The sequence below is a fragment of the Bacillus sp. 205(2023) genome (assembly GCF_037027485.1).
Taxonomy (GTDB): Bacteria; Bacillota; Bacilli; order Bacillales; family Bacillaceae; genus Bacillus; species Bacillus halotolerans.
The window spans coordinates 128281-148596 of the sequence record NZ_JAXCHF010000001.1; the positions used below are offsets into that span (position 1 = coordinate 128281).

Here is a 20316-nt window from a genome sequence, read left to right on the forward strand (position 1 = left end):
TCAGCCGATGTTTTTTTGTGTGAAAAAAGCGTATGTTTTAATTCACCGCTATTTCCTTTTGATCATAAGATGAAGGGGAGCTTAACAGCTAGGGATCCAGTATATACAAAGAAGGTGAACGTTTAACATGTTAACCGGATTGAAAATTGCAGTTATCGGCGGTGACGCAAGACAGCTCGAAATTATTAGAAAGCTCACTGAACAGCAGACTGACATCTATCTCGTCGGTTTTGACCAATTGGATCACGGTTTTACCGGAGCTGTAAAATGCAATATTGATGAAATTCCTTATCAGCAAATAGACAGTATCATTCTTCCTGTGTCTGCGACAACAGGAGAAGGTGTCGTATCAACCGTATTTTCAAATGAAGAAGTTGTTTTAAAACAGGAGCACCTCGACCAAACGCCTGCACACTGTGTCATTTTCTCAGGGATTTCTAACGCCTATTTAGAAAACATTGCAGCTCAAGCAAACAGAAAACTTGTTAAGCTGTTTGAGCGGGATGACATTGCGATATACAATTCTATTCCGACAGTAGAGGGAACCATCATGCTGGCCATTCAGCACACAGATTATACGATACACGGATCTCAGGTGGCGGTTCTCGGGCTGGGACGCACCGGAATGACGATCGCCCGTACATTTGCCGCGCTTGGGGCGAATGTAAAGGTCGGGGCAAGAAGTTCAGCGCATCTGGCGCGCATCACCGAAATGGGGCTCGTTCCGTTTCACACTGATGAACTCAAAGAGCATGTCAAAGATATAGATATTTGTATTAATACCATACCGAGCATGATTTTGAATCAAACTGTGCTCTCTCGCATGACACCGAAAACCTTAATATTGGATCTGGCTTCACGTCCCGGCGGAACCGATTTTAAATATGCTGAAAAACAAGGGATTAAGGCACTCCTTGCCCCTGGTTTGCCGGGGATTGTCGCTCCTAAAACAGCAGGACAGATCCTCGCCAATGTCTTGAGCAAGCTTTTGGCTGAACTACATGCTGAGGAGGGGAAATAAGAATGTCGTCACTAAAAGGGAAAAGAATCGGATTTGGACTGACCGGCTCGCATTGCACATATGAAGCGGTATTTCCGCAAATTGAGGCGCTAGTCAATGAAGGAGCGGAAGTCCGGCCGGTTGTCACATTTACTGTAAAATCGACTGATACACGCTTTGGAGAAGGAGCGGAATGGGTTAAAAAGATTGAAGACCTTACCGGATATGAGGCAATTGATTCAATTGTAAAGGCTGAACCCCTCGGGCCAAAGCTTCCGCTGGACTGCATGGTAATTGCGCCTTTAACCGGAAACTCGATGAGCAAGCTCGCCAACGCCATGACAGACAGCCCTGTACTAATGGCTGCAAAAGCAACAATAAGAAACAATCGGCCGGTCGTTCTCGGTATATCAACAAATGACGCTCTCGGTTTAAACGGCACTAACCTAATGAGGCTCATGTCTACCAAAAATATCTTTTTTATTCCATTTGGGCAAGACGATCCCTTCAAAAAACCGAATTCAATGGTTGCCAAAATGGATCTGCTTCCTCAAACCGTTGAAAAGGCGCTGATGCATCAGCAGCTTCAGCCGATTCTCGTTGATAATTATCAGGGAAATGACTAAATATACAGAAAATCTTTCCCAAACAAAAAAATTCGGTCATCACCCGCATATTCTATGGTAAAATAAAACGTAAAATTATAGTCAAATCAATTCAATGAAGCTGATTGGCGGAAGGAGTTTTACAGATGGGAAGAGGTTTACACGTAGCTGTTGTCGGAGCGACAGGAGCTGTAGGACAACAAATGCTTAAAACACTTGAAGACAGAAATTTTGAAATGGACACACTTACATTGCTATCTTCAAAACGCTCTGCGGGTACCCAAGTCACATTTAAAGGCCAAGAGCTGACTGTACAGGAAGCTTCTCCTGAAAGCTTTGAAGGAGTAAATATTGCTTTGTTCAGCGCCGGCGGAAGCGTATCACAGGCATTGGCACCCGAAGCTGTAAAACGCGGCGCTATTGTTATAGATAATACAAGTGCGTTCCGTATGGACGAAAATACACCGCTTGTTGTGCCTGAAGTTAACGAGGCAGACTTGCACGAACACAAAGGCATTATTGCCAACCCTAACTGCTCTACAATTCAAATGGTGGCTGCGCTGGAACCGATCCGCAAAGCTTACGGCTTAAACAAAGTTATCGTATCAACTTACCAAGCGGTATCAGGAGCGGGAAATGAAGCAGTAAAAGAGCTGTACAGCCAAACAGGGGCGATTTTGAACAACGAAGAAATCAAACCAGAGATTATGCCTGTAAAAGGGGATAAAAAACACTATCAAATCGCTTTCAATGCGATTCCGCAAATTGATAAATTCCAAGATAACGGCTATACGTTTGAGGAAATGAAAATGATAAATGAAACGAAAAAAATCATGCACATGCCTGAGCTTCAAGTAGCGGCTACATGTGTGAGACTTCCGATTGAAACCGGCCATTCAGAGTCCGTTTACATCGAGGTAGACCGAGATGACGCTACTGCGGAAGATATTAAAAATCTATTAAAAGAAGCTCCTGGCATTACACTTCAGGACGACCCGAGCCAGCAGCTTTATCCGATGCCTGCCGATGCAGTCGGCAAAAACGATGTGTTTGTAGGCCGCATCCGCAAAGACTTGGACAGAGCAAACGGTTTTCATTTATGGGTAGTTTCTGATAACCTATTAAAAGGCGCGGCATGGAACTCTGTTCAAATTGCAGAAAGCCTGAAAAAACTAAACCTCGTATAAAAGAAAGAATTTCCCAAAGACGAATAGAAGAGAGTAAGGCGCAAATAGCCTGCTCTCTTCTGTTACGTCCGAATAATTTGGAGTGAAAACAGTGAAGATAATTGTTCAGAAGTTTGGCGGGACATCTGTAAAAGATGACAAAGGCCGTAAACTGGCTTTAGAGCACATTAAAGAAGCAATCAGTGAAGGATATAAGGTTGTCGTTGTCGTTTCTGCGATGGGCCGGAAGGGTGATCCGTACGCAACAGACTCTCTGTTGGGACTGCTTTACGGCGACCAGTCTGCGATTTCCCCGAGAGAGCAGGATCTGCTTTTATCATGCGGAGAGACGATTTCTTCTGTCGTCTTTACGAGCATGCTGCTGGATAACGGTGTAAAAGCATCTGCACTGACAGGGGCTCAGGCTGGCTTTCTAACGAATGATCAGCATACAAATGCGAAAATCCTTGAAATGAAACCGGAGCGTTTATTCAGTGTGCTTGCGAATCATGACGCAGTAGTCGTCGCAGGATTCCAAGGCGCTACTGAAAAGGGCGATACAACAACGATCGGAAGAGGGGGCAGCGATACGTCTGCAGCTGCACTTGGGGCGGCAATTGACGCTGAATACATCGATATTTTCACAGATGTTGAAGGTGTGATGACTGCTGATCCGAGAGTAGTGGAAAACGCGAAACCGCTTCCTGTGGTAACATATACAGAAATCTGCAACCTGGCGTACCAGGGAGCGAAAGTGATTCATCCGCGAGCTGTGGAGATTGCGATGCAGGCTAAGGTTCCGATTCGCGTCCGCTCAACATATTCCAAAGATAAAGGCACATTGGTGACATCACATCATTCTTCCAATGTCGGCAGTGATGTTTTTGAACGGCTGATTACCGGAATTGCCCATGTCAAAGATGTCACACAATTCAAAGTGCCTTCAAAAATCGGTCAGTATAACGTTCAAACTGAAGTTTTTAAAGCGATGGCGAGTGCAGGAATCAGCGTGGATTTCTTTAACATTACACCTAGTGAAATCGTTTATACGGTGGCTGGGAACAAGACGGAAACAGCTCAGCGCATCTTAATGGATATGGGTTATGACCCGATGGTGACGAAAAACTGTGCAAAAGTTTCGGCGGTCGGTGCCGGTATCATGGGCGTCCCGGGTGTAACGTCTAAAATTGTGACAGCTTTATCAGAGAAAGAGATTCCTATTCTGCAGTCGGCGGACAGCCACACGACCATCTGGGTGCTTGTCCATGAAGAGGACATGGTTCCTGCTGTAAACGCTTTGCATGAAGTGTTTGAACTTTCTAAGTAAATGTGATTGAATCATGATGAGGTGAAAAAAATGAATTTCGGAAATGTGTCTACAGCTATGATTACACCTTTTGACAATAAAGGGAATGTAGACTTTCAAAAATTGTCTACACTGATTGATTACTTGTTGAAAAACGGAACAGATTCTTTAGTAGTAGCGGGAACAACAGGAGAATCTCCAACCCTTTCCACAGAAGAAAAAATAGCGCTATTTGAATATACGGTCAAAGAAGTGAACGGCCGGGTGCCTGTCATTGCGGGTACTGGCAGCAACAATACGAAAGATTCCATTAAGCTGACCAAAAAAGCTGAGGAAGCAGGCGTGGATGCAGTGATGCTTGTTACGCCGTATTATAATAAACCTTCACAAGAAGGAATGTATCAGCATTTTAAAGCTGTTGCTTCTGAAACATCTCTTCCGGTTATGCTGTATAATGTGCCGGGCCGCACCGTTGCTTCTCTTGCTCCTGAGACGACAATCCGTTTGGCGGCGGATATTCCGAATGTTGTTGCGATTAAAGAAGCGAGCGGAGATCTCGAAGCGATTACAAAAATTGTTGCGGAAACGCCTGAAGATTTCTCCGTTTATTCTGGGGATGACGCCTTGACGCTTCCTGTTCTGTCAGTAGGAGGAAGAGGTGTCGTTTCAGTCGCAAGCCATATAGTAGGCTCTGATATGCAGCAAATGATCAAAAATTATACAAATGGGCAAACAGCTAACGCGGCACTGATTCACCAGAAACTGCTGCCGATTATGAAGGAACTGTTTAAAGCGCCTAACCCGGCTCCTGTGAAAACAGCTCTTCAGCTGAAAGGCCTTGATGTCGGTTCAGTGCGTCTTCCTCTCATCCCATTAAACGAAGATGAACGTCTGAGCTTAAGCAGCGCGATCAGCGAACTGTAAGAAAAATTTCATACAGTGAAACAAACGCGGTCATTCTCATTCCACCTGAGTTTGACCGTTTCTTATACATATTGGTTTTCCCTAAACCTTCTGCTTTATCTTGTTTTCTAAATTTACTTTCAGTTATAATAGGAACAAGTGATGATGGACGGGTATGAGACTAGGAGGATATAGATTTTGAAAAAGAAAAATACAGAAAACGTTAGAATTATCGCCCTTGGCGGTGTCGGAGAAATTGGGAAGAACCTTTATGTCATCGAAATTGATTCAGACATATTTGTCGTTGATGCCGGCCTTATGCATCCAGAAAACGAAATGCTCGGTATTGATGTGGTGATTCCTGACATTTCATATTTGATTGAACGATCTGACCGCGTTAAGGCTATCTTTTTAACACATGGGCATGATGAGAATATCGGCGGCGTTTTTTACTTATTAAACAAGCTGTCTGTTCCTGTATACGGAACAAAGCTGACGCTTGCACTATTAAGAGAAAAATTAAAACAATACGGACATAACCGAAAAGCTGATTTAAGAGAAATTCACTCAAAATCTGTCATTACATTTGAATCAACAAAGGTATCGTTCTTTAATACGATCCACAGTATCCCTGATTCAGTAGGCGTCAGTTTAAAAACATCACTTGGATCTATTGTATGCACGGGAGACTTCAAATTTGACCAAACACCCGCACTTAATCAATCGTGCGACATTGGCGAGATTGCCAAAATCGGCAACAGCGGCGTACTTGCTCTGCTTTCTGACAGTGCTAATGCAGAACGTCCGGGTTACACCCCTTCGGAGGCTGCTGTCAGCGGAGAGATTTCGGACGCGCTGTACAATTCAGAGAACCGGGTAATCATTGCCGTTTTCGCATCCAATATTAACCGGATTCAGCAAGTCATTCATGCAGCGGCTCAAAATGGCAGAAAGATTGCCATTGCCGGAAAAAACCTTCAATCGATCCTTCAGCTTGCAAGAAAGCTTGGATATATTGAAGCAGATGATGAACTGTTTATTTCGATTCAGGACGTCAAAAAATATCCGAAGCGCGAAGTAGCGATTGTAACTGCCGGCAGCCATGGTGAACCGTTGGCAGCTCTGACAAGAATGGCAAACAAAGCTCACAAGCAGCTGAATATCGAAGAAGGGGATACAGTTGTCATTGCATCCACTCCGATCCCTGGGCAGGAACTCATTTATTCTAAAACAGTTGATTTGCTTGCCAGAGCCGGCGCACAAGTCATTTTTGCCCAAAAGCGTGTGCATGTATCTGGACACGGCTCACAGGAAGAGTTAAAGCTGATGATCAATCTGCTTAAACCAAAATATTTAATTCCTGTAAACGGCGAATACAGAATGCAAAAGGCTCATTCAAAAATCGCTGAAGAAATCGGCATGAAGCGCAGTGATATCTTCTTAATTGAAAAAGGAGACGTTGTCGAGTTCCGCGGCCAAAACGTAAAGATCGGTGATAAAGTGCCATACGGCAATATTTTAATCGACGGTTTAGGTGTAGGCGACATCGGAAATATTGTGCTGAGAGACCGCCGCTTACTTTCACAAGACGGCATACTGATTGTTGTCATTACACTTGATAAACAAAAGAAACATCTTGTATCAGGTCCTGAGATTATCACACGCGGTTTTGTTTATGTAAGAGAGTCTGAAGGCCTTATCGTACAGGCTACTGAGCTTGTACGTTCTATCGTGACAGAAGCAACTGAAACATCAAACGTTGAATGGTCAACACTTAAGCAGGCAATGCGAGATGCTTTGAACCAATTCCTATATGAAAAAACAAAACGTAAACCGATGATCATCCCAATTATTATGGAAGTCTAATGTAAACGTAAGACCGGACCTGTTCCGGTCTTTATTTTTTTGCCTGTTAAGCCGGGATTGAATTGAAGATCTTTGTTCATAATACAAAGAGAAACTCGGAAAGGGTGAAAGCGAAATGGATCATCGTATGGAAAATACAGAAGAAGAACGTCCCGAAAAAAATGATGCGAAAGACAGCATTATGAATAAAATACAGCAGCTAGGGGAAACGACACTTCCGCAGCTGCCGCAAGATACAAATATCCATTGTCTGACCATTATCGGACAAATAGAAGGCCATGTTCAGCTGCCTCCGCAAAACAAAACAACAAAATATGAGCATGTCATCCCGCAAATCGTAGCCATTGAGCAGAATCCAAAAATTGAAGGTTTGCTTATTATATTAAATACAGTCGGCGGAGATGTAGAAGCAGGTCTTGCAATTGCTGAAATGCTCGCATCATTGTCAAAACCGACCGTCTCCATCGTACTTGGCGGAGGACATTCCATCGGTGTACCAATTGCGGTATCTTGTGATTACAGTTATATCGCTGAAACAGCTACCATGACGATTCATCCCGTTCGTCTGACGGGACTGGTAATCGGTGTGCCTCAAACCTTTGAGTACTTGGATAAGATGCAAGAAAGAGTCGTTAACTTTGTAACAAGCCATTCAAATGTAGATGAAGATAAGTTTAAAGAGCTGATGTTTTCAAAAGGAAACTTAACACGCGATATTGGAACAAATGTCGTCGGCAAGGATGCCGTCGAGTATGGACTGATTGATCACGTCGGCGGAGTCGGACAAGCGATTCATAAATTAAATGAGCTGATCGAGGAAGCGAGAGAAGAAGAAGGACGGATGATTCAATGATTTTGTATACCACGATGCCGCAGGAAATTGTTTTCGCGGAACAGAACCAACAGCCAAGTGCACACGAGCAAATTGAGTATAGAGGTGTTCCGCTTCTTGTCGAGATGAAAGGCAATGAAGCAGAGGTTATTCAAGTCATGAGCACTAATCCTATGCACTTTCTGCATCCGGATATTTCTCCGGGACAAAAGCTAAAATTAAACGTATAAGATTCCGGCCCTTTTTTAAGGGCAAAATATGCTATAATAGGGGAATCCTACAGAAAAACGCAGCCAGTAAACGGCTGCTTTCTTCATTATGTATGAACTTACATTTTTTAACGCAGTAAGGTGATGAGTGTGGCAAAGAAAAAAAGAAAATCGAGAAAAAAACAGGCAAAACAGCTCAACATAAAATTTGAATTAAACGGATTGCTGTGCATTGCTATCTCAATTATCGCCATTTTACAGCTTGGTGTAGTGGGACAAACCTTTATCTACTTGTTCCGTTTTTTCGCTGGTGAGTGGTTTATTTTATGCTTGTTAGGCTTATTCGTTTTAGGGGTTTCCCTATTTTGGAAGAAAAAAACGCCGAGTCTTTTAACGAGACGAAAGGCAGGGCTGTACTGCATCATTGCAAGCATATTGCTGCTTTCTCATGTGCAGCTGTTTAAAAATTTGACGAACAGAGGATCCATTGAGTCTGCCAGCGTGATTCGCAATACATGGGAATTATTTTTAATGGACATGAATGGGAGCTCTGCTTCACCTGATTTAGGCGGGGGGATGATCGGGGCGCTTCTGTTTGCGGCTTCACACTTTTTGTTTGCATCAACCGGTTCTCAAATTATGGCGATTGTAATGATTTTGATCGGAATGATTCTGGTCACGGGGCGTTCTCTTCAAGAAACGCTGAAAAAGTGGATGAGCCCGATCGGCCGTTTCATCAAAGAACAATGGTTTGCTTTTATTGATGATATGAAATCAGTCAAAACAAATATGAAATCATCGAAAAAAGCGAAAGCCAATACTAGTAAAAAACAAAAGCCGGCGCGCAAAAAACAGCAAATGGAGCCAGAGCCCGCTGCTGAAGAAGAGGAGCAGGAAATGGTATCGCCTCTCATTCATTCAGAGCCGATTATCTCAAGCTTTTCAGACCGGAATGAAGCGGAAGAGCCTCCGGCAGCTGCAGTAAAACGAATTGAGCCGGCCACAGAACCGCTTCAGGAAAATCAGTCCGAGGCTGACCAAAATGAAACGGCTGCAGCTCCGCCAATGACTTTTACAGAACTTGAAAATAAAGATTATCAGATGCCGTCATTAGATTTATTAGCTGATCCGAAGCATACCGGCCAGCAGGCTGATAAAAAAAATATTTATGAAAATGCCAGAAAGCTTGAACGCACGTTCCAAAGCTTCGGCGTAAAGGCGAAAGTGACACAGGTTCATCTTGGGCCGGCTGTCACGAAATATGAAGTGTATCCGGATGTCGGAGTAAAGGTAAGCAAGATAGTCAACCTAAGTGACGATTTAGCGCTTGCGTTAGCTGCAAAAGACATCAGGATTGAGGCGCCTATTCCAGGTAAATCTGCCATCGGCATAGAAGTGCCAAACGCGGAAGTGGCTATGGTATCGCTGAAGGAAGTGCTTGAGTCAAAACTTAATGACAGACCTGATGCAAAACTGTTAATCGGACTTGGCCGTAATATTTCGGGTGAAGCTGTGCTTGCTGAATTAAACAAAATGCCTCATTTGCTTGTCGCAGGCGCGACCGGGAGCGGAAAAAGTGTCTGTGTCAACGGCATTATTACAAGTATTCTGATGCGCGCTAAACCGCATGAAGTGAAAATGATGATGATTGACCCAAAAATGGTTGAACTGAATGTGTACAATGGGATTCCGCATTTGCTTGCTCCGGTGGTAACTGATCCGAAAAAAGCATCACAAGCTTTGAAAAAGGTTGTCAATGAAATGGAACGTCGGTACGAATTGTTTTCTCATACAGGAACAAGAAATATTGAAGGGTACAATGATTATATAAAACGCTCCAATAATGAGGGAGAGGCAAAACAGCCAGAGCTGCCGTATATCGTGGTCATTGTGGACGAGCTAGCTGATCTCATGATGGTAGCTTCATCTGATGTAGAAGACTCGATTACGAGATTGTCCCAAATGGCACGGGCTGCCGGCATCCATCTTATTATTGCGACACAGCGTCCGTCAGTTGACGTCATTACAGGGGTCATCAAGGCAAATATTCCGTCACGAATCGCATTCAGTGTCTCTTCACAGACGGATTCAAGGACCATTTTGGATATGGGGGGCGCTGAGAAGCTTTTAGGACGAGGAGATATGCTGTTTTTACCTGTCGGGGCTAATAAACCTGTCCGTGTACAAGGAGCATTTTTGTCAGACGAAGAAGTGGAGCAGGTCGTAGATCATGTCATTACGCAGCAAAAAGCTCAATATCAGGAAGAAATGATTCCTGAGGAAACAACGGAAACCCATACTGAGGTTACCGATGACCTTTATGATGAAGCCGTCGAATTAATCGTCGGCATGCAGACTGCATCCGTATCTATGCTGCAAAGAAGGTTCAGAATCGGGTATACGAGAGCGGCACGCCTGATTGATGCAATGGAAGAACGCGGCGTAGTTGGCCCGTATGAAGGCAGCAAACCAAGGGAAGTCTTAATATCAAAAGAAAAACATGATGAGCTCTCTTCTTAAATGAAGAGAGCTCAGTAACAATAATAACATTATGTAAACAGTACACCTTTCTATTTATTTTTTCGACAAAACATGATATAGTTGTCCCAATTGTTCAATAATTTTTATCGAAAGTGGTTTACGGAGGGGAAACATGTCTACAAAAGCTGATAATCGGCACTTGTATTTAAAAGTGATTGAACGAATAAAAGAGGATATTAAAAATGGAATCTACACTGAGAAAGAAAAGCTCCCTTCTGAATTTGAGCTTTCCAAAAAGCTTGGTGTCAGCCGGGCGACTTTGCGTGAAGCACTGCGGATATTGGAAGAAGAGCATGTGATTATCAGAAGGCATGGTGTAGGAACTTTTGTCCATTCTAAGCCGTTATTTCTTTCGGGCATTGAACAGCTGAACAGTGTAACCAAGATGATTGAACAGGCTAATATGATTCCAGGAACGATTTTTCTTTCATCTCAAGTGCTTATGCCGTCTGATGATGATATCAAGAGATTTCATCTGACATCAGGCCAGGAAGTTTTTTATCTTGAACGTGTCAGAACGGCAAACGGGCAGCCGATTGTGTATTGTATTGACAAAATTCCGATGGATATATTGCCGGATTCTTTTTCTCACCAGCAAGAGTCTATGTTTGACCTGCTTGAGAAAAATTCAGGCTCTGTGATCAGCTACGCCGTAACTGATATTGAGCCGATCGGCTATCATGATACGATTTCTCCAGTGCTGGAATGCGATCCGGAAACAGCTCTTTTGCTGTTAAAACAAACGCATTACGATCAGCATGATAAACCGGTGCTTTATTCATTAAATTATTTCAGAGCCGACAAATTCAGATTCCATGTTTTGCGTAAACGTTTCTAAAACAGACGCCTGTGATGTGTCTGTTTTTTTATTTGCCTGGTTTATGTTTCTTTGTACATACTTTTACTGCGGTTAACGCATGATATAAAGGATGACAAAGTGAATGGGTGAAAATGTTGAAAGAAAAAATAGGAATGAAAAATATTATTGCTCTGGCTTCCGTACCGCTTGTTATGACATTAGGGAACTCCATGCTGATTCCCGTGCTTCCGATGATGGAGAAAAAGCTGTCGGTCAGTTCATTTCAAGTGTCATTAATTATCACTGTATATTCGGTGGTAGCGATCATTTGCATTCCGATCGCGGGGTACCTGTCGGATAGATTTGGCAGAAAAAAAGTATTGCTCCCATGCCTTCTTATTGCGGGAATAGGGGGAGCAGTGGCTGCGTTTGCTTCAACATATATAGACAATCCTTACGCTATGATCTTGGCCGGACGGGTTCTTCAAGGCATCGGATCAGCGGGTGCAGCTCCCATCGTCATGCCGTTTATCGGCGATCTGTTTAAGGGGGATGATGAAAAGGTCAGTGCCGGTCTTGGCGATATTGAAACCGCTAACACCTCGGGAAAAGTGCTGAGTCCCATACTGGGCGCCTTACTTGCCTCCTGGTACTGGTTCGTCCCGTTTTGGTTTATTCCGTTTTTCTGTTTGATCAGCTTTTTGCTCGTATTGTTTCTGGTCGAGAAGCCTGAAGAAGATGAGGATGCACCTACAATTTCAGAGTTTTTCAAGAATGTGCGGAAAATCTTTAAACAGGATGGACGCTGGCTCTACACAGTTTTTATTATTGGGTGCGTCATTATGTTTTTATTATTTGGCGTATTATTTTACTTATCAGATACGCTAGAGAATAAATATACAATTGACGGAGTGGCCAAAGGCGGGCTGCTGGCGATACCTCTTTTATTCCTGTCCAGCAGTTCTTTTATAGCGGGTAAAAAGATCGGCAAAGATAAGGCAAGAATGAAATTTTGCGTCGTTACAGGGATGATTATGTTAAGCCTGTCTTTTATCGGCTTGTGGTGGAACCACAGTTTTTATTTTTTATTTATCTTTTTGAGTTTTGGGGGAATTGGAATCGGAATGGCGCTTCCTGCTTTAGATGCGCTGATAACAGAAGGGATTGAGAGTGAGGAATGCGGAACAATTTCCTCATTTTATAATAGTATGCGCTTTATTGGAGTAGCTCTCGGGCCGCCTGTGTTTGCGGCATTGATGTCTAATGCAAGCTGGCTTATCTTCATTCTTTCCGCGTTTTGCGGGATTATTTCCTTATTTCTGGTGCTCTTTAATGTAGATGCTAAAAAAAGTGAAGAAGAAAAAAACTTAGGGACGGTTTGACACACCGTCTTTTTTTTGCTGAGAAAAATAGCGAATCTCGGCAGAAAACTTGTGATTAAGAGGCATCAAGCAGGAAGCTCTTTTTTATTTCCCATAGCGGACGAACAATTAATACGTAAGAGGTTATTGTTTCCTTATAAATCCTACAGTTGCTATAATTACATGAAAGAGTGTTTCTGCGAATGCTGAAATTTGGTCATAATACATACTAATAAGAAATGAACGAAGGAGGTTTCACATGTCATATGTCAATGAAGTCAAAACAAAGCACGGCGGTTTAACCGCACATATTGTAGAAACAGAAAAATTTAAAACCGTCTCGCTTATCTTTAAAATGCTGGCGCCCTTAACAAAGGAGCAAGTTACGAAAAGAGCGCTGTTCCCGCATGTGCTGCTTCGAGGAACAGAAAGCCGTCCGAAAACTGCAGAATTGCGTTCTTACCTGGATGAACTCTACGGCACGTCTGTTTCGGCTGATCTCTCGAAAAAAGGTGAACAGCATGTAATTACATTCAGACTTGAAATTCCGAATGAAAAATATTTAAAAGATCAGACGCCGCTCCTTGAAAAAGGGCTGCAGCTTCTCGCAGAAATCGTGTTTTCACCTACTTTGGAAGCAGGCGTTTTTCAATCGCAATATGTGGATCAAGAAAAACGAACGCTGAAGCAAAGAATTCAAGCAGTTTATGATGATAAAATGCGTTACTCTAATCTAAGGCTTATACAGGAAATGTGTAAAAACGAACCTTACTCGCTGCACGTCAATGGTGAGATCGACGATGTTGATGCCATTACGGCCGATCAATTATATGAAACATACCGACACGCGATCCAAAAAGACCAGCTTGATTTATATGTCGTCGGCGATGTTGACAGTAAACAAGTGCAAGCTGCTATTGAACAATATTTTCAAACAGAGGAACGCACCCTGGAAGCATTTGCAAACAATCATGCTGAACAACCTGAACCCAAAGAAGTCATTGATGAAGAAGACGTCAAACAAGGCAAGCTGAATATTGGCTATCGGACCAATATTACCTTTACAGATCAGGATTATTCAGCTTTACAAGTTTTTAACGGAATGTTCGGTGGCTTTTCTCATTCCAAGCTTTTCATTAATGTTCGGGAAAAAGCCAGTCTCGCTTATTACGCAGCCTCGCGTATCGATAGCTTTAAAGGTTTATTAATGGTGATGTCAGGAATTGAAGTGAAAAACTACAAACAAGCCGTCTCTATTATTGCCGAGCAATTTCAGGCTATGAAAAACGGGGAGTTCTGTGAGCAAGACATCTCTCAGACGAAAGCCATGATTCGGAATCAGGTGCTGGAAACAATTGATACTGCGTACGGTTTATCTGAATTTCTATATCAGCAGGCCGCTGCCCAAGTCGATATTCCGATCGAAGATTTCCTTGCCAATATTGAGCGGGTGACAAAAGAGGATATCATTAAAGTCGGCGAAAAGATTCAGCTTGATACGACTTATTTCTTAAAAGGGACGGAGGGTGCATCTTGATAAAACCAATCGAATTTGAACAGCTTCAGGAGACGCTGTATCATGAAAAAATGTCAAACGGCCTGGACGTATACGTTTTGCCGAAAAAAGGCTTCAACAAGACATATGCGGTATTCACAACAAAGTACGGGTCTATAGATAATCAGTTTGTCCCTCTTGGAAAAGACGAGATGGTTCAAGTTCCGGACGGGATTGCCCATTTTCTTGAACATAAGCTGTTTGAAAAAGCTGATGGAGATGTTTTTCAAGATTTCAGTAAACAGGGCGCCTCTGCCAATGCGTTCACGTCATTTACAAGAACGGCTTATCTTTTCTCAAGCACGTCAAATGTGGAACGCAATTTGGAGACACTGATTGATTTTGTGCAGGACCCTTATTTTACAGAAAAAACGGTGGAAAAGGAAAAAGGGATTATCGGCCAGGAAATTAACATGTATGATGATAACCCTGACTGGAGGCTTTACTTCGGGGTGATTGAAAACATGTACAAAGATCATCCTGTCAAAATAGACATAGCCGGGACTGTAGAAAGTATATCTCATATCACAAAGGACCTTCTTTACGAATGCTATGAGACGTTTTATCATCCGAGCAACATGCTCCTCTTTATAGTCGGCCCTGTTGATCCTGAAGCTATCATTTCTCAAGTAAGAGAAAATCAGGAAAGAAAACCGTATACAGATCAGCCGGAAATTAAACGAGAAGAAGTAAAAGAGCAAGAAGCTGTTTTCCGGAAAGAAAAAGAAATTAAAATGAATGTTCAGGGACCGAAATGTCTCGTCGGACTGAAATCAAAGCATCCGTATAAATTAGGGAAAGAGCTGCTCAAGCATGAACTTGCAATGAACCTATTGCTTGAATCTTTATTCGGCAAAAGCTCTGCCCAATATGAGTCCCTTTATGAAAAAGGGTATATAGATGAAACGTTCAGCTTTGATTTTACGGCTGAATATGGGTTCGGTTTTGCGGCCATTGGCGGGGACACGCCTGAACCGGATAAATTGGCTGAAGACATTTCAGGCAATCTGCTTCGTGCCGGTGAAATCATCACCGCTGAGAAGATTGAACTTGCCAGAAAGAAAAAAATCGGGTCATTTTTAAAGGCATTAAACTCACCTGAATACATCGCTAACCAATTCACTCGCTATGCATTTTTGGAGATGAGCCTGTTTGATATTGTAACTGTTCTCGAGCAGATCACCCTTGAGGATGTGCAGCAAATCATACAAGAGGAAATTGCTGAGGACAGACTGACTGTCTGCAAAGTGGTTCCTAAATCTTAACATGCATCCCTCCAATGTGAGGGGTGTTTTTCTGCGGAAAGAAGGAAAGAGGATGAAAAAAACAGCATTAGTCACCGGGGCGAGCGGCGGTATCGGCAAAAGCATAAGTGAATCGCTTGCAGCAGAGGGGTATGATCTGCTTTTGCACTACAATCAGAATGAAAGCGCGGCTGCAGAGCTTGCTGAAAAACTGAAACGGTCATTTGGCATATATGCTGATATTTTGCAAGGAGATCTCTCCACTCCCACTGGCGCTGATGAACTAACAAAATCAATTGTTCAGCCGGTTGATGCGATCGTTTTAAACAGCGGCAGAAGCCATTTCGGGCTGATTACTGATGTAGATAATGCTACGGTACAGGAAATGGTTCAGCTGCATGTGGCAAGTCCTTACATGCTGACGAGAAACCTTGTTCCAGGCATGATCCGTAACAAATCGGGAGCGATCGTGGCAGTCAGCTCTATTTGGGGAGAGACTGGCGCATCGTGTGAGGTGCTGTACAGCATGGCAAAGGGAGCGCAGCACTCGTTTGTAAAAGGACTGGCTAAGGAGCTGGCCCCAAGCGGTATCAGGGTTAACGCAGTAGCACCGGGTGCTGTAGATACAAACATGATGAATCAATTCAATCCGGATGAATTAGAAGAGATCGCTGATGAAATCCCGATCGGCAGGCTTGCACAGCCGAAAGAAGTTGCCGAGGCGGCAGCATTTCTCCTGTCTGAAAAAGCTTCCTATATTACTGGACAGATTCTGTCAGTAAACGGCGGCTGGCACTGCTGATGCAAAATAAAATGTGTATAGTTTCTTTTAAGAAGGACAAAATAATTTTGTAACTTCACATGAAATGGAGGAAACTCACATGTCAGTATTAGAAAACTGGGATAACTGGAAGAATTTCCTTGGTGATCGTTTAAACTATGCGCAAGAAAAAGGCATGAGTCAGGACACCATCACTGACCTTGCTACAGAAATCGGCGGTTACCTGGCTAATGAAGTGGATTCTAAGAACGAGCAGGAAAAAGTGCTGGCAGATCTTTGGAGCGTAGCATCTAAAGAAGAACAGCACGCCATTGCCAATATGATGGTTAAGCTTGTTGAAAATAACAGCACTCATTAAGAAGAGAGGAGATTCTTCCTCTCTTTTTTATGTTTTCCCCATCACAGCAACATTCTTCTTTCTAATTAGAGAAAAATGCTTTATGATAAAGGAAGGTAAAATTTTGCCACAATGAAGGGGGTATATCATTTGGCAAAGCTCGAATGGTATTTTGAATATGAAATTCAAGTGAACCGCCCCGGACTGCTCGGGGATATTTCATCTCTTCTCGGGATGCTTTCTATTAACATCGTAACGATAAACGGCGTCGATCTTTCCAGAAGGGGAATGCTGCTCAGGTGCCGCCATATAGATCAAATTAAGCGATTAGAATCAATCTTAAAAACGATGGAAACAATTAAAGTAACGAAGCTGAGAGAACCAAGGCTTCGCGACCGCCTCGCCGTGCGTCACGGCCGGTACATCCAGAGGGATGCCGATGATAAGAAAACATTCCGCTTTGAACGGGACGAGCTGGGCTTATTAGTCGATTTTATGGCCGAACTGTTCAAAAAAGAAGGCCATAAATTAATCGGGATCCGGGGAATGCCGCGCGTCGGGAAAACGGAGTCAATCGTAGCTTCCAGCGTATGCGCCAGCAAAAGGTGGCTGTTTGTGTCATCTACCTTGCTGAAACAGACAATCAGAAGCCAGCTGATTGCCGATGAATACAGCACTGAAAATGTCTTTATCATTGACGGCATTGTATCGACAAGAAGAGGATCAGAACGCCATCTGCAGCTGGTGAGGGAAATCATGAGGCTGCCTGCTACAAAAGTGGTGGAGCATCCGGACATATTCGTTCAAAATACAGAGTATACACTAGATGACTTTGATTATATTATTGAACTGAGAAATGATCCTGATGAGGTTATTACATATGAACATGCTGAAGAACCCCAAATGTTTGATCAATCCGGGTTTTCAAGCTTTGATTTTTAAAATTGGAAGGTGTTTGTTGTGACTGAACTAGGAATCCGGCTGAAAGAAGCCAGAGAGGAAAAAGCAATGTCATTGGATGATCTCCAAGCGGCAACTAAGATTCAAAAAAGGTATTTAACCGCCTTGGAGGAAGGAAATTATGACATTATTCCGGGTAAGTTTTATGTCCGGGCTTTCATCAAGCAATATGCGGAAGCCGTCGGGCTTGATGCTGACCAATTGTTTGAGGAGCATAAAAAAGATATCCCGAATACGTATCATGACGATGTGTCTGAAAAAATCTCCGGCATGAATCTCCAGAAGGAAATGCCAAAGCCTGCTTCTAAGGCGCTGGAATTGCTGCCCACAATACTTGTGATTCTCGGAGTGATTATCGTGATCGCCATTGTTTACGCTATAATTCAGTTTGCGAATCATAAAAACGATGATAATAGCAATGCGGCATCAGAAAAATCAATCGCGAAAAGTGAAAGCAAGTATGAGATCCCTAAAGATTCAACGCTGAAAGAGAATCAAACCAACAGCTCTGAAAAACAGACAGACACGAAAAAAGAAACGAAAGACAAAGAAGATAAAAAAGAAGACAGTGACAGTGACAAACTAGAGATGAAAGCAACTGGCACTGAAGGATCTGTAACAACTTATGAAGTGTCCGGTGCTGATAAAATTGAGCTTGAGCTGAAGGCTTCAGACAGCTCTTGGATTCGAGTGCGTGATGAAAACAGCAGCTCTCTTAAAGAGGGTACACTGAAAAAAGACGAAACGTATAAAAAAGACATAACTGATCAGCAACAAGTTGAAATCCGCACAGGATATGCACCTAACCTGAAAATAAAAATTAACGGTGAGGTTCTTTCATATAAACTTGATCCTAAAGAAGTGATGGCACAAACAATAAAGATTGTAAATAAAAAGGAAGAAAAGTCATCTTAATCACCAGATGACTTTTCTTCACGTCCGAGTATGAAACTGGAGGGGCTTTATGTTTAACTTACCGAATAAAATCACACTAGCAAGAATTGCATTAATCCCAATCTTCATGATTATCATGCTGGCGCCGTTTGACTGGGGCAGGCTCGAATTTGGAGACGAATCCATTCCGGTCACACACTTGGCGGGCGCTATCTTGTTTATTATTGCATCGACGACAGATTGGATAGATGGTTATTATGCCCGCAAACTGAACCTTGTTACAAACTTTGGGAAATTTCTCGATCCGCTTGCGGACAAACTTCTCGTATCGGCAGCGTTAATTATCCTTGTTCAATTTGATCTTGCTCCCGCTTGGATGGTCATTGTGATTATCAGCCGGGAGTTTGCCGTAACAGGTTTAAGGCTTGTATTAGCCGGAACGGGAGAAGTAGTCGCTGCGAATATGCTTGGTAAAATTAAAACCTGGGCACAAATCATTGCAGTATCTGCATTGCTTCTTCACAATCTTCCATTTGAGCTTGTGTCATTTCCGTTCGCTGACCTGGCGTTATGGGTAGCCGTATTCTTTACCGTTGTATCAGGCTGGGACTATTTCGCTAAAAACTGGGAAGCGCTAAAAACATCTAACTAAGAAAGAAGGACATACATGATGGAATTTCCAAAAAAAGCAGAGATTATTGCAGTCGGTTCAGAGCTCTTACTCGGTCAGATTGCTAATACAAATGCTCAATTTATCAGCAAACAGCTGGCAGAAATCGGAGTAAACGTATTTTACCATACAGCAGTCGGTGATAATCCGGAGCGGCTGAAGCAGGTCATCCGCATTGCTGAAGAGCGCTCTGATTTTATTATTTTTTCAGGAGGGCTCGGACCGACAAAAGATGATTTAACAAAAGAAACGATAGCAAATGTGCTGGGACGTCCGCTCGTTTTAAATGATGAGGCGTTTCAATCCATTGAGGATTATTTCAAACGAACAAAACGCACGATGTCACCTAATAACCGAAAACAGGCGCTTGTCATCGAAGGATCTGACGTACTGGCGAATCACTTTGGAATGGCGCCGGGAATGCTTACAGAGCATGATTCGCGCTTTTATATGCTTCTTCCCGGGCCGCCGAGCGAATTGCGTCCGATGTTTGAAAATGAGGCAAAACCGCTTCTTCTTAAAAAGATGGGCTCCAATGAAAAAATTGTATCAACTGTTCTTCGCTTTTTCGGTATCGGCGAATCTCAGCTTGAAGCTGATTTAGAAGATATCATTGATGCACAGACGAACCCGACGATCGCTCCGTTGGCAGCGGACGGCGAGGTGACGCTTCGCCTGACAGCGAAACATGCCGATGAAAAAGAAACAGAGCGTTTGTTAAAAGAAACAGAAGCCGTTATTTTAGAACGTGTCGGTGAATTTTTCTATGGCTACGACGATACATCGCTTGTGAAAGAGCTATCTAAAGCATGTAAGGAAAAAGGCATCACGCTTTCTGCCGCAGAAAGCTTTACCGGCGGGCTGTTTTCCGAATGGCTGACAGACCTTAGCGGCGCTTCAGCATTGTTTTCCGGCGGCGTTGTTTGCTATTCAAACGAAGTGAAGCAAAATGTCCTCGGCGTCAAAAAGGAAACATTGGACCGCTTCGGCGCAGTCAGCGAGGAATGCGCATCTGAGCTCGCAAAGGGTGTTCAGCAGCTCACTGGAAGCGATATTGGCATTAGCTTTACCGGTGTTGCCGGCCCTGATACTCAAGAAGGCCATGCACCTGGACATGTATTTATCGGTATTTCTGCAAACGGAAAAGAAGAGGTTCACGAGTTTCACTTTGCAGGCTCCAGAACAGGAATCAGAAAACGTGCTGCTAAATATGGCTGCCATTTAATTTTAAAACTGTTAGAGCAAAAATAATGTTTTCAGCACACTATCCTCCTCAAAAAACATGAT

19 protein-coding genes are annotated in these 20316 nt (G+C 43.1%); all 19 read left to right on the forward strand.

Annotation, left to right across the window (positions count from 1 at the left end; genetic code table 11):
• Positions 1-127: 127 nt before the first annotated feature.
• Positions 128-1021 carry a dipicolinic acid synthetase subunit A gene (dpaA, locus tag WA325_RS00655; protein WP_024121438.1) on the forward strand — a complete coding sequence of 298 codons (894 nt, stop codon included), beginning with the start codon at positions 128-130 and terminating at the stop codon, positions 1019-1021.
• A gap of 2 nt (positions 1022-1023) precedes the next feature.
• On the forward strand, positions 1024-1626 hold the full coding sequence (dpaB, locus tag WA325_RS00660; RefSeq protein WP_044155854.1) for a dipicolinate synthase subunit B: 603 nt from the start codon (positions 1024-1026) through the stop codon (positions 1624-1626).
• A gap of 125 nt (positions 1627-1751) precedes the next feature.
• Positions 1752-2792, forward strand: a complete 1041-nt coding sequence (gene asd, locus WA325_RS00665) for an aspartate-semialdehyde dehydrogenase (protein ID WP_336183055.1) — start codon at positions 1752-1754, stop codon at positions 2790-2792.
• A 91-nt stretch (positions 2793-2883) separates the two neighbouring features.
• A complete protein-coding gene (gene dapG, locus WA325_RS00670; RefSeq protein ID WP_024121441.1) occupies positions 2884-4098 on the forward strand; it encodes an aspartate kinase in 1215 nt (404 codons plus the stop codon).
• A gap of 30 nt (positions 4099-4128) precedes the next feature.
• A complete protein-coding gene (dapA, locus tag WA325_RS00675) occupies positions 4129-5001 on the forward strand; it encodes a 4-hydroxy-tetrahydrodipicolinate synthase (protein ID WP_024121442.1) in 873 nt (290 codons plus the stop codon).
• A gap of 177 nt (positions 5002-5178) precedes the next feature.
• Positions 5179-6846, forward strand: coding sequence for a ribonuclease J2 (gene rnjB / locus WA325_RS00680; RefSeq protein WP_044155851.1), 1668 nt, complete (start codon positions 5179-5181; stop codon positions 6844-6846).
• Between the two features lie 115 nt (positions 6847-6961).
• Positions 6962-7699, forward strand: coding sequence for a translocation-enhancing protein TepA (gene tepA / locus WA325_RS00685; protein ID WP_105954253.1), 738 nt, complete (start codon positions 6962-6964; stop codon positions 7697-7699).
• A complete protein-coding gene (locus WA325_RS00690; protein ID WP_024121444.1) occupies positions 7696-7908 on the forward strand; it encodes a YlzJ-like family protein in 213 nt (70 codons plus the stop codon). Before tepA ends, WA325_RS00690 begins: the two co-directional genes overlap by 4 nt.
• 129 nt (positions 7909-8037) lie before the next feature.
• Positions 8038-10407 (forward strand): DNA translocase SpoIIIE, encoded by a 2370-nt coding sequence (spoIIIE, locus tag WA325_RS00695; protein WP_336183056.1) that lies wholly within the window; start codon positions 8038-8040, stop codon positions 10405-10407.
• A gap of 133 nt (positions 10408-10540) precedes the next feature.
• Positions 10541-11266 (forward strand): GntR family transcriptional regulator, encoded by a 726-nt coding sequence (locus WA325_RS00700; RefSeq protein WP_059292764.1) that lies wholly within the window; start codon positions 10541-10543, stop codon positions 11264-11266.
• Between the two features lie 134 nt (positions 11267-11400).
• Positions 11401-12609 (forward strand): MFS transporter, encoded by a 1209-nt coding sequence (locus WA325_RS00705; protein WP_242521248.1) that lies wholly within the window; start codon positions 11401-11403, stop codon positions 12607-12609.
• A 238-nt stretch (positions 12610-12847) separates the two neighbouring features.
• A complete protein-coding gene (gene yfmF, locus WA325_RS00710) occupies positions 12848-14125 on the forward strand; it encodes an EF-P 5-aminopentanol modification-associated protein YfmF (protein WP_336183057.1) in 1278 nt (425 codons plus the stop codon).
• A complete protein-coding gene (yfmH, locus tag WA325_RS00715) occupies positions 14122-15408 on the forward strand; it encodes an EF-P 5-aminopentanol modification-associated protein YfmH (protein WP_105954257.1) in 1287 nt (428 codons plus the stop codon). Before yfmF ends, yfmH begins: the two co-directional genes overlap by 4 nt.
• A gap of 52 nt (positions 15409-15460) precedes the next feature.
• Positions 15461-16189 carry an elongation factor P 5-aminopentanone reductase gene (ymfI, locus tag WA325_RS00720; protein WP_105954258.1) on the forward strand — a complete coding sequence of 243 codons (729 nt, stop codon included), beginning with the start codon at positions 15461-15463 and terminating at the stop codon, positions 16187-16189.
• Between the two features lie 79 nt (positions 16190-16268).
• The gene (locus WA325_RS00725) at positions 16269-16526 is read left to right on the forward strand and encodes a DUF3243 domain-containing protein (RefSeq protein WP_024121451.1); all 258 of its coding nucleotides are present in this window, start codon (positions 16269-16271) and stop codon (positions 16524-16526) included.
• A 129-nt stretch (positions 16527-16655) separates the two neighbouring features.
• Positions 16656-17447, forward strand: a complete 792-nt coding sequence (locus tag WA325_RS00730) for a DUF3388 domain-containing protein (RefSeq protein ID WP_024121452.1) — start codon at positions 16656-16658, stop codon at positions 17445-17447.
• Between the two features lie 18 nt (positions 17448-17465).
• On the forward strand, positions 17466-18380 hold the full coding sequence (gene rodZ, locus WA325_RS00735; protein ID WP_442895276.1) for a cell shape determination protein RodZ: 915 nt from the start codon (positions 17466-17468) through the stop codon (positions 18378-18380).
• A gap of 49 nt (positions 18381-18429) precedes the next feature.
• Complete coding sequence (pgsA, locus tag WA325_RS00740; protein ID WP_010334305.1) at positions 18430-19011, forward strand: CDP-diacylglycerol--glycerol-3-phosphate 3-phosphatidyltransferase; 582 nt, start codon at positions 18430-18432, stop codon at positions 19009-19011.
• Between the two features lie 18 nt (positions 19012-19029).
• On the forward strand, positions 19030-20280 hold the full coding sequence (locus tag WA325_RS00745) for a competence/damage-inducible protein A (protein WP_059352925.1): 1251 nt from the start codon (positions 19030-19032) through the stop codon (positions 20278-20280).
• Positions 20281-20316: the final 36 nt, after the last annotated feature.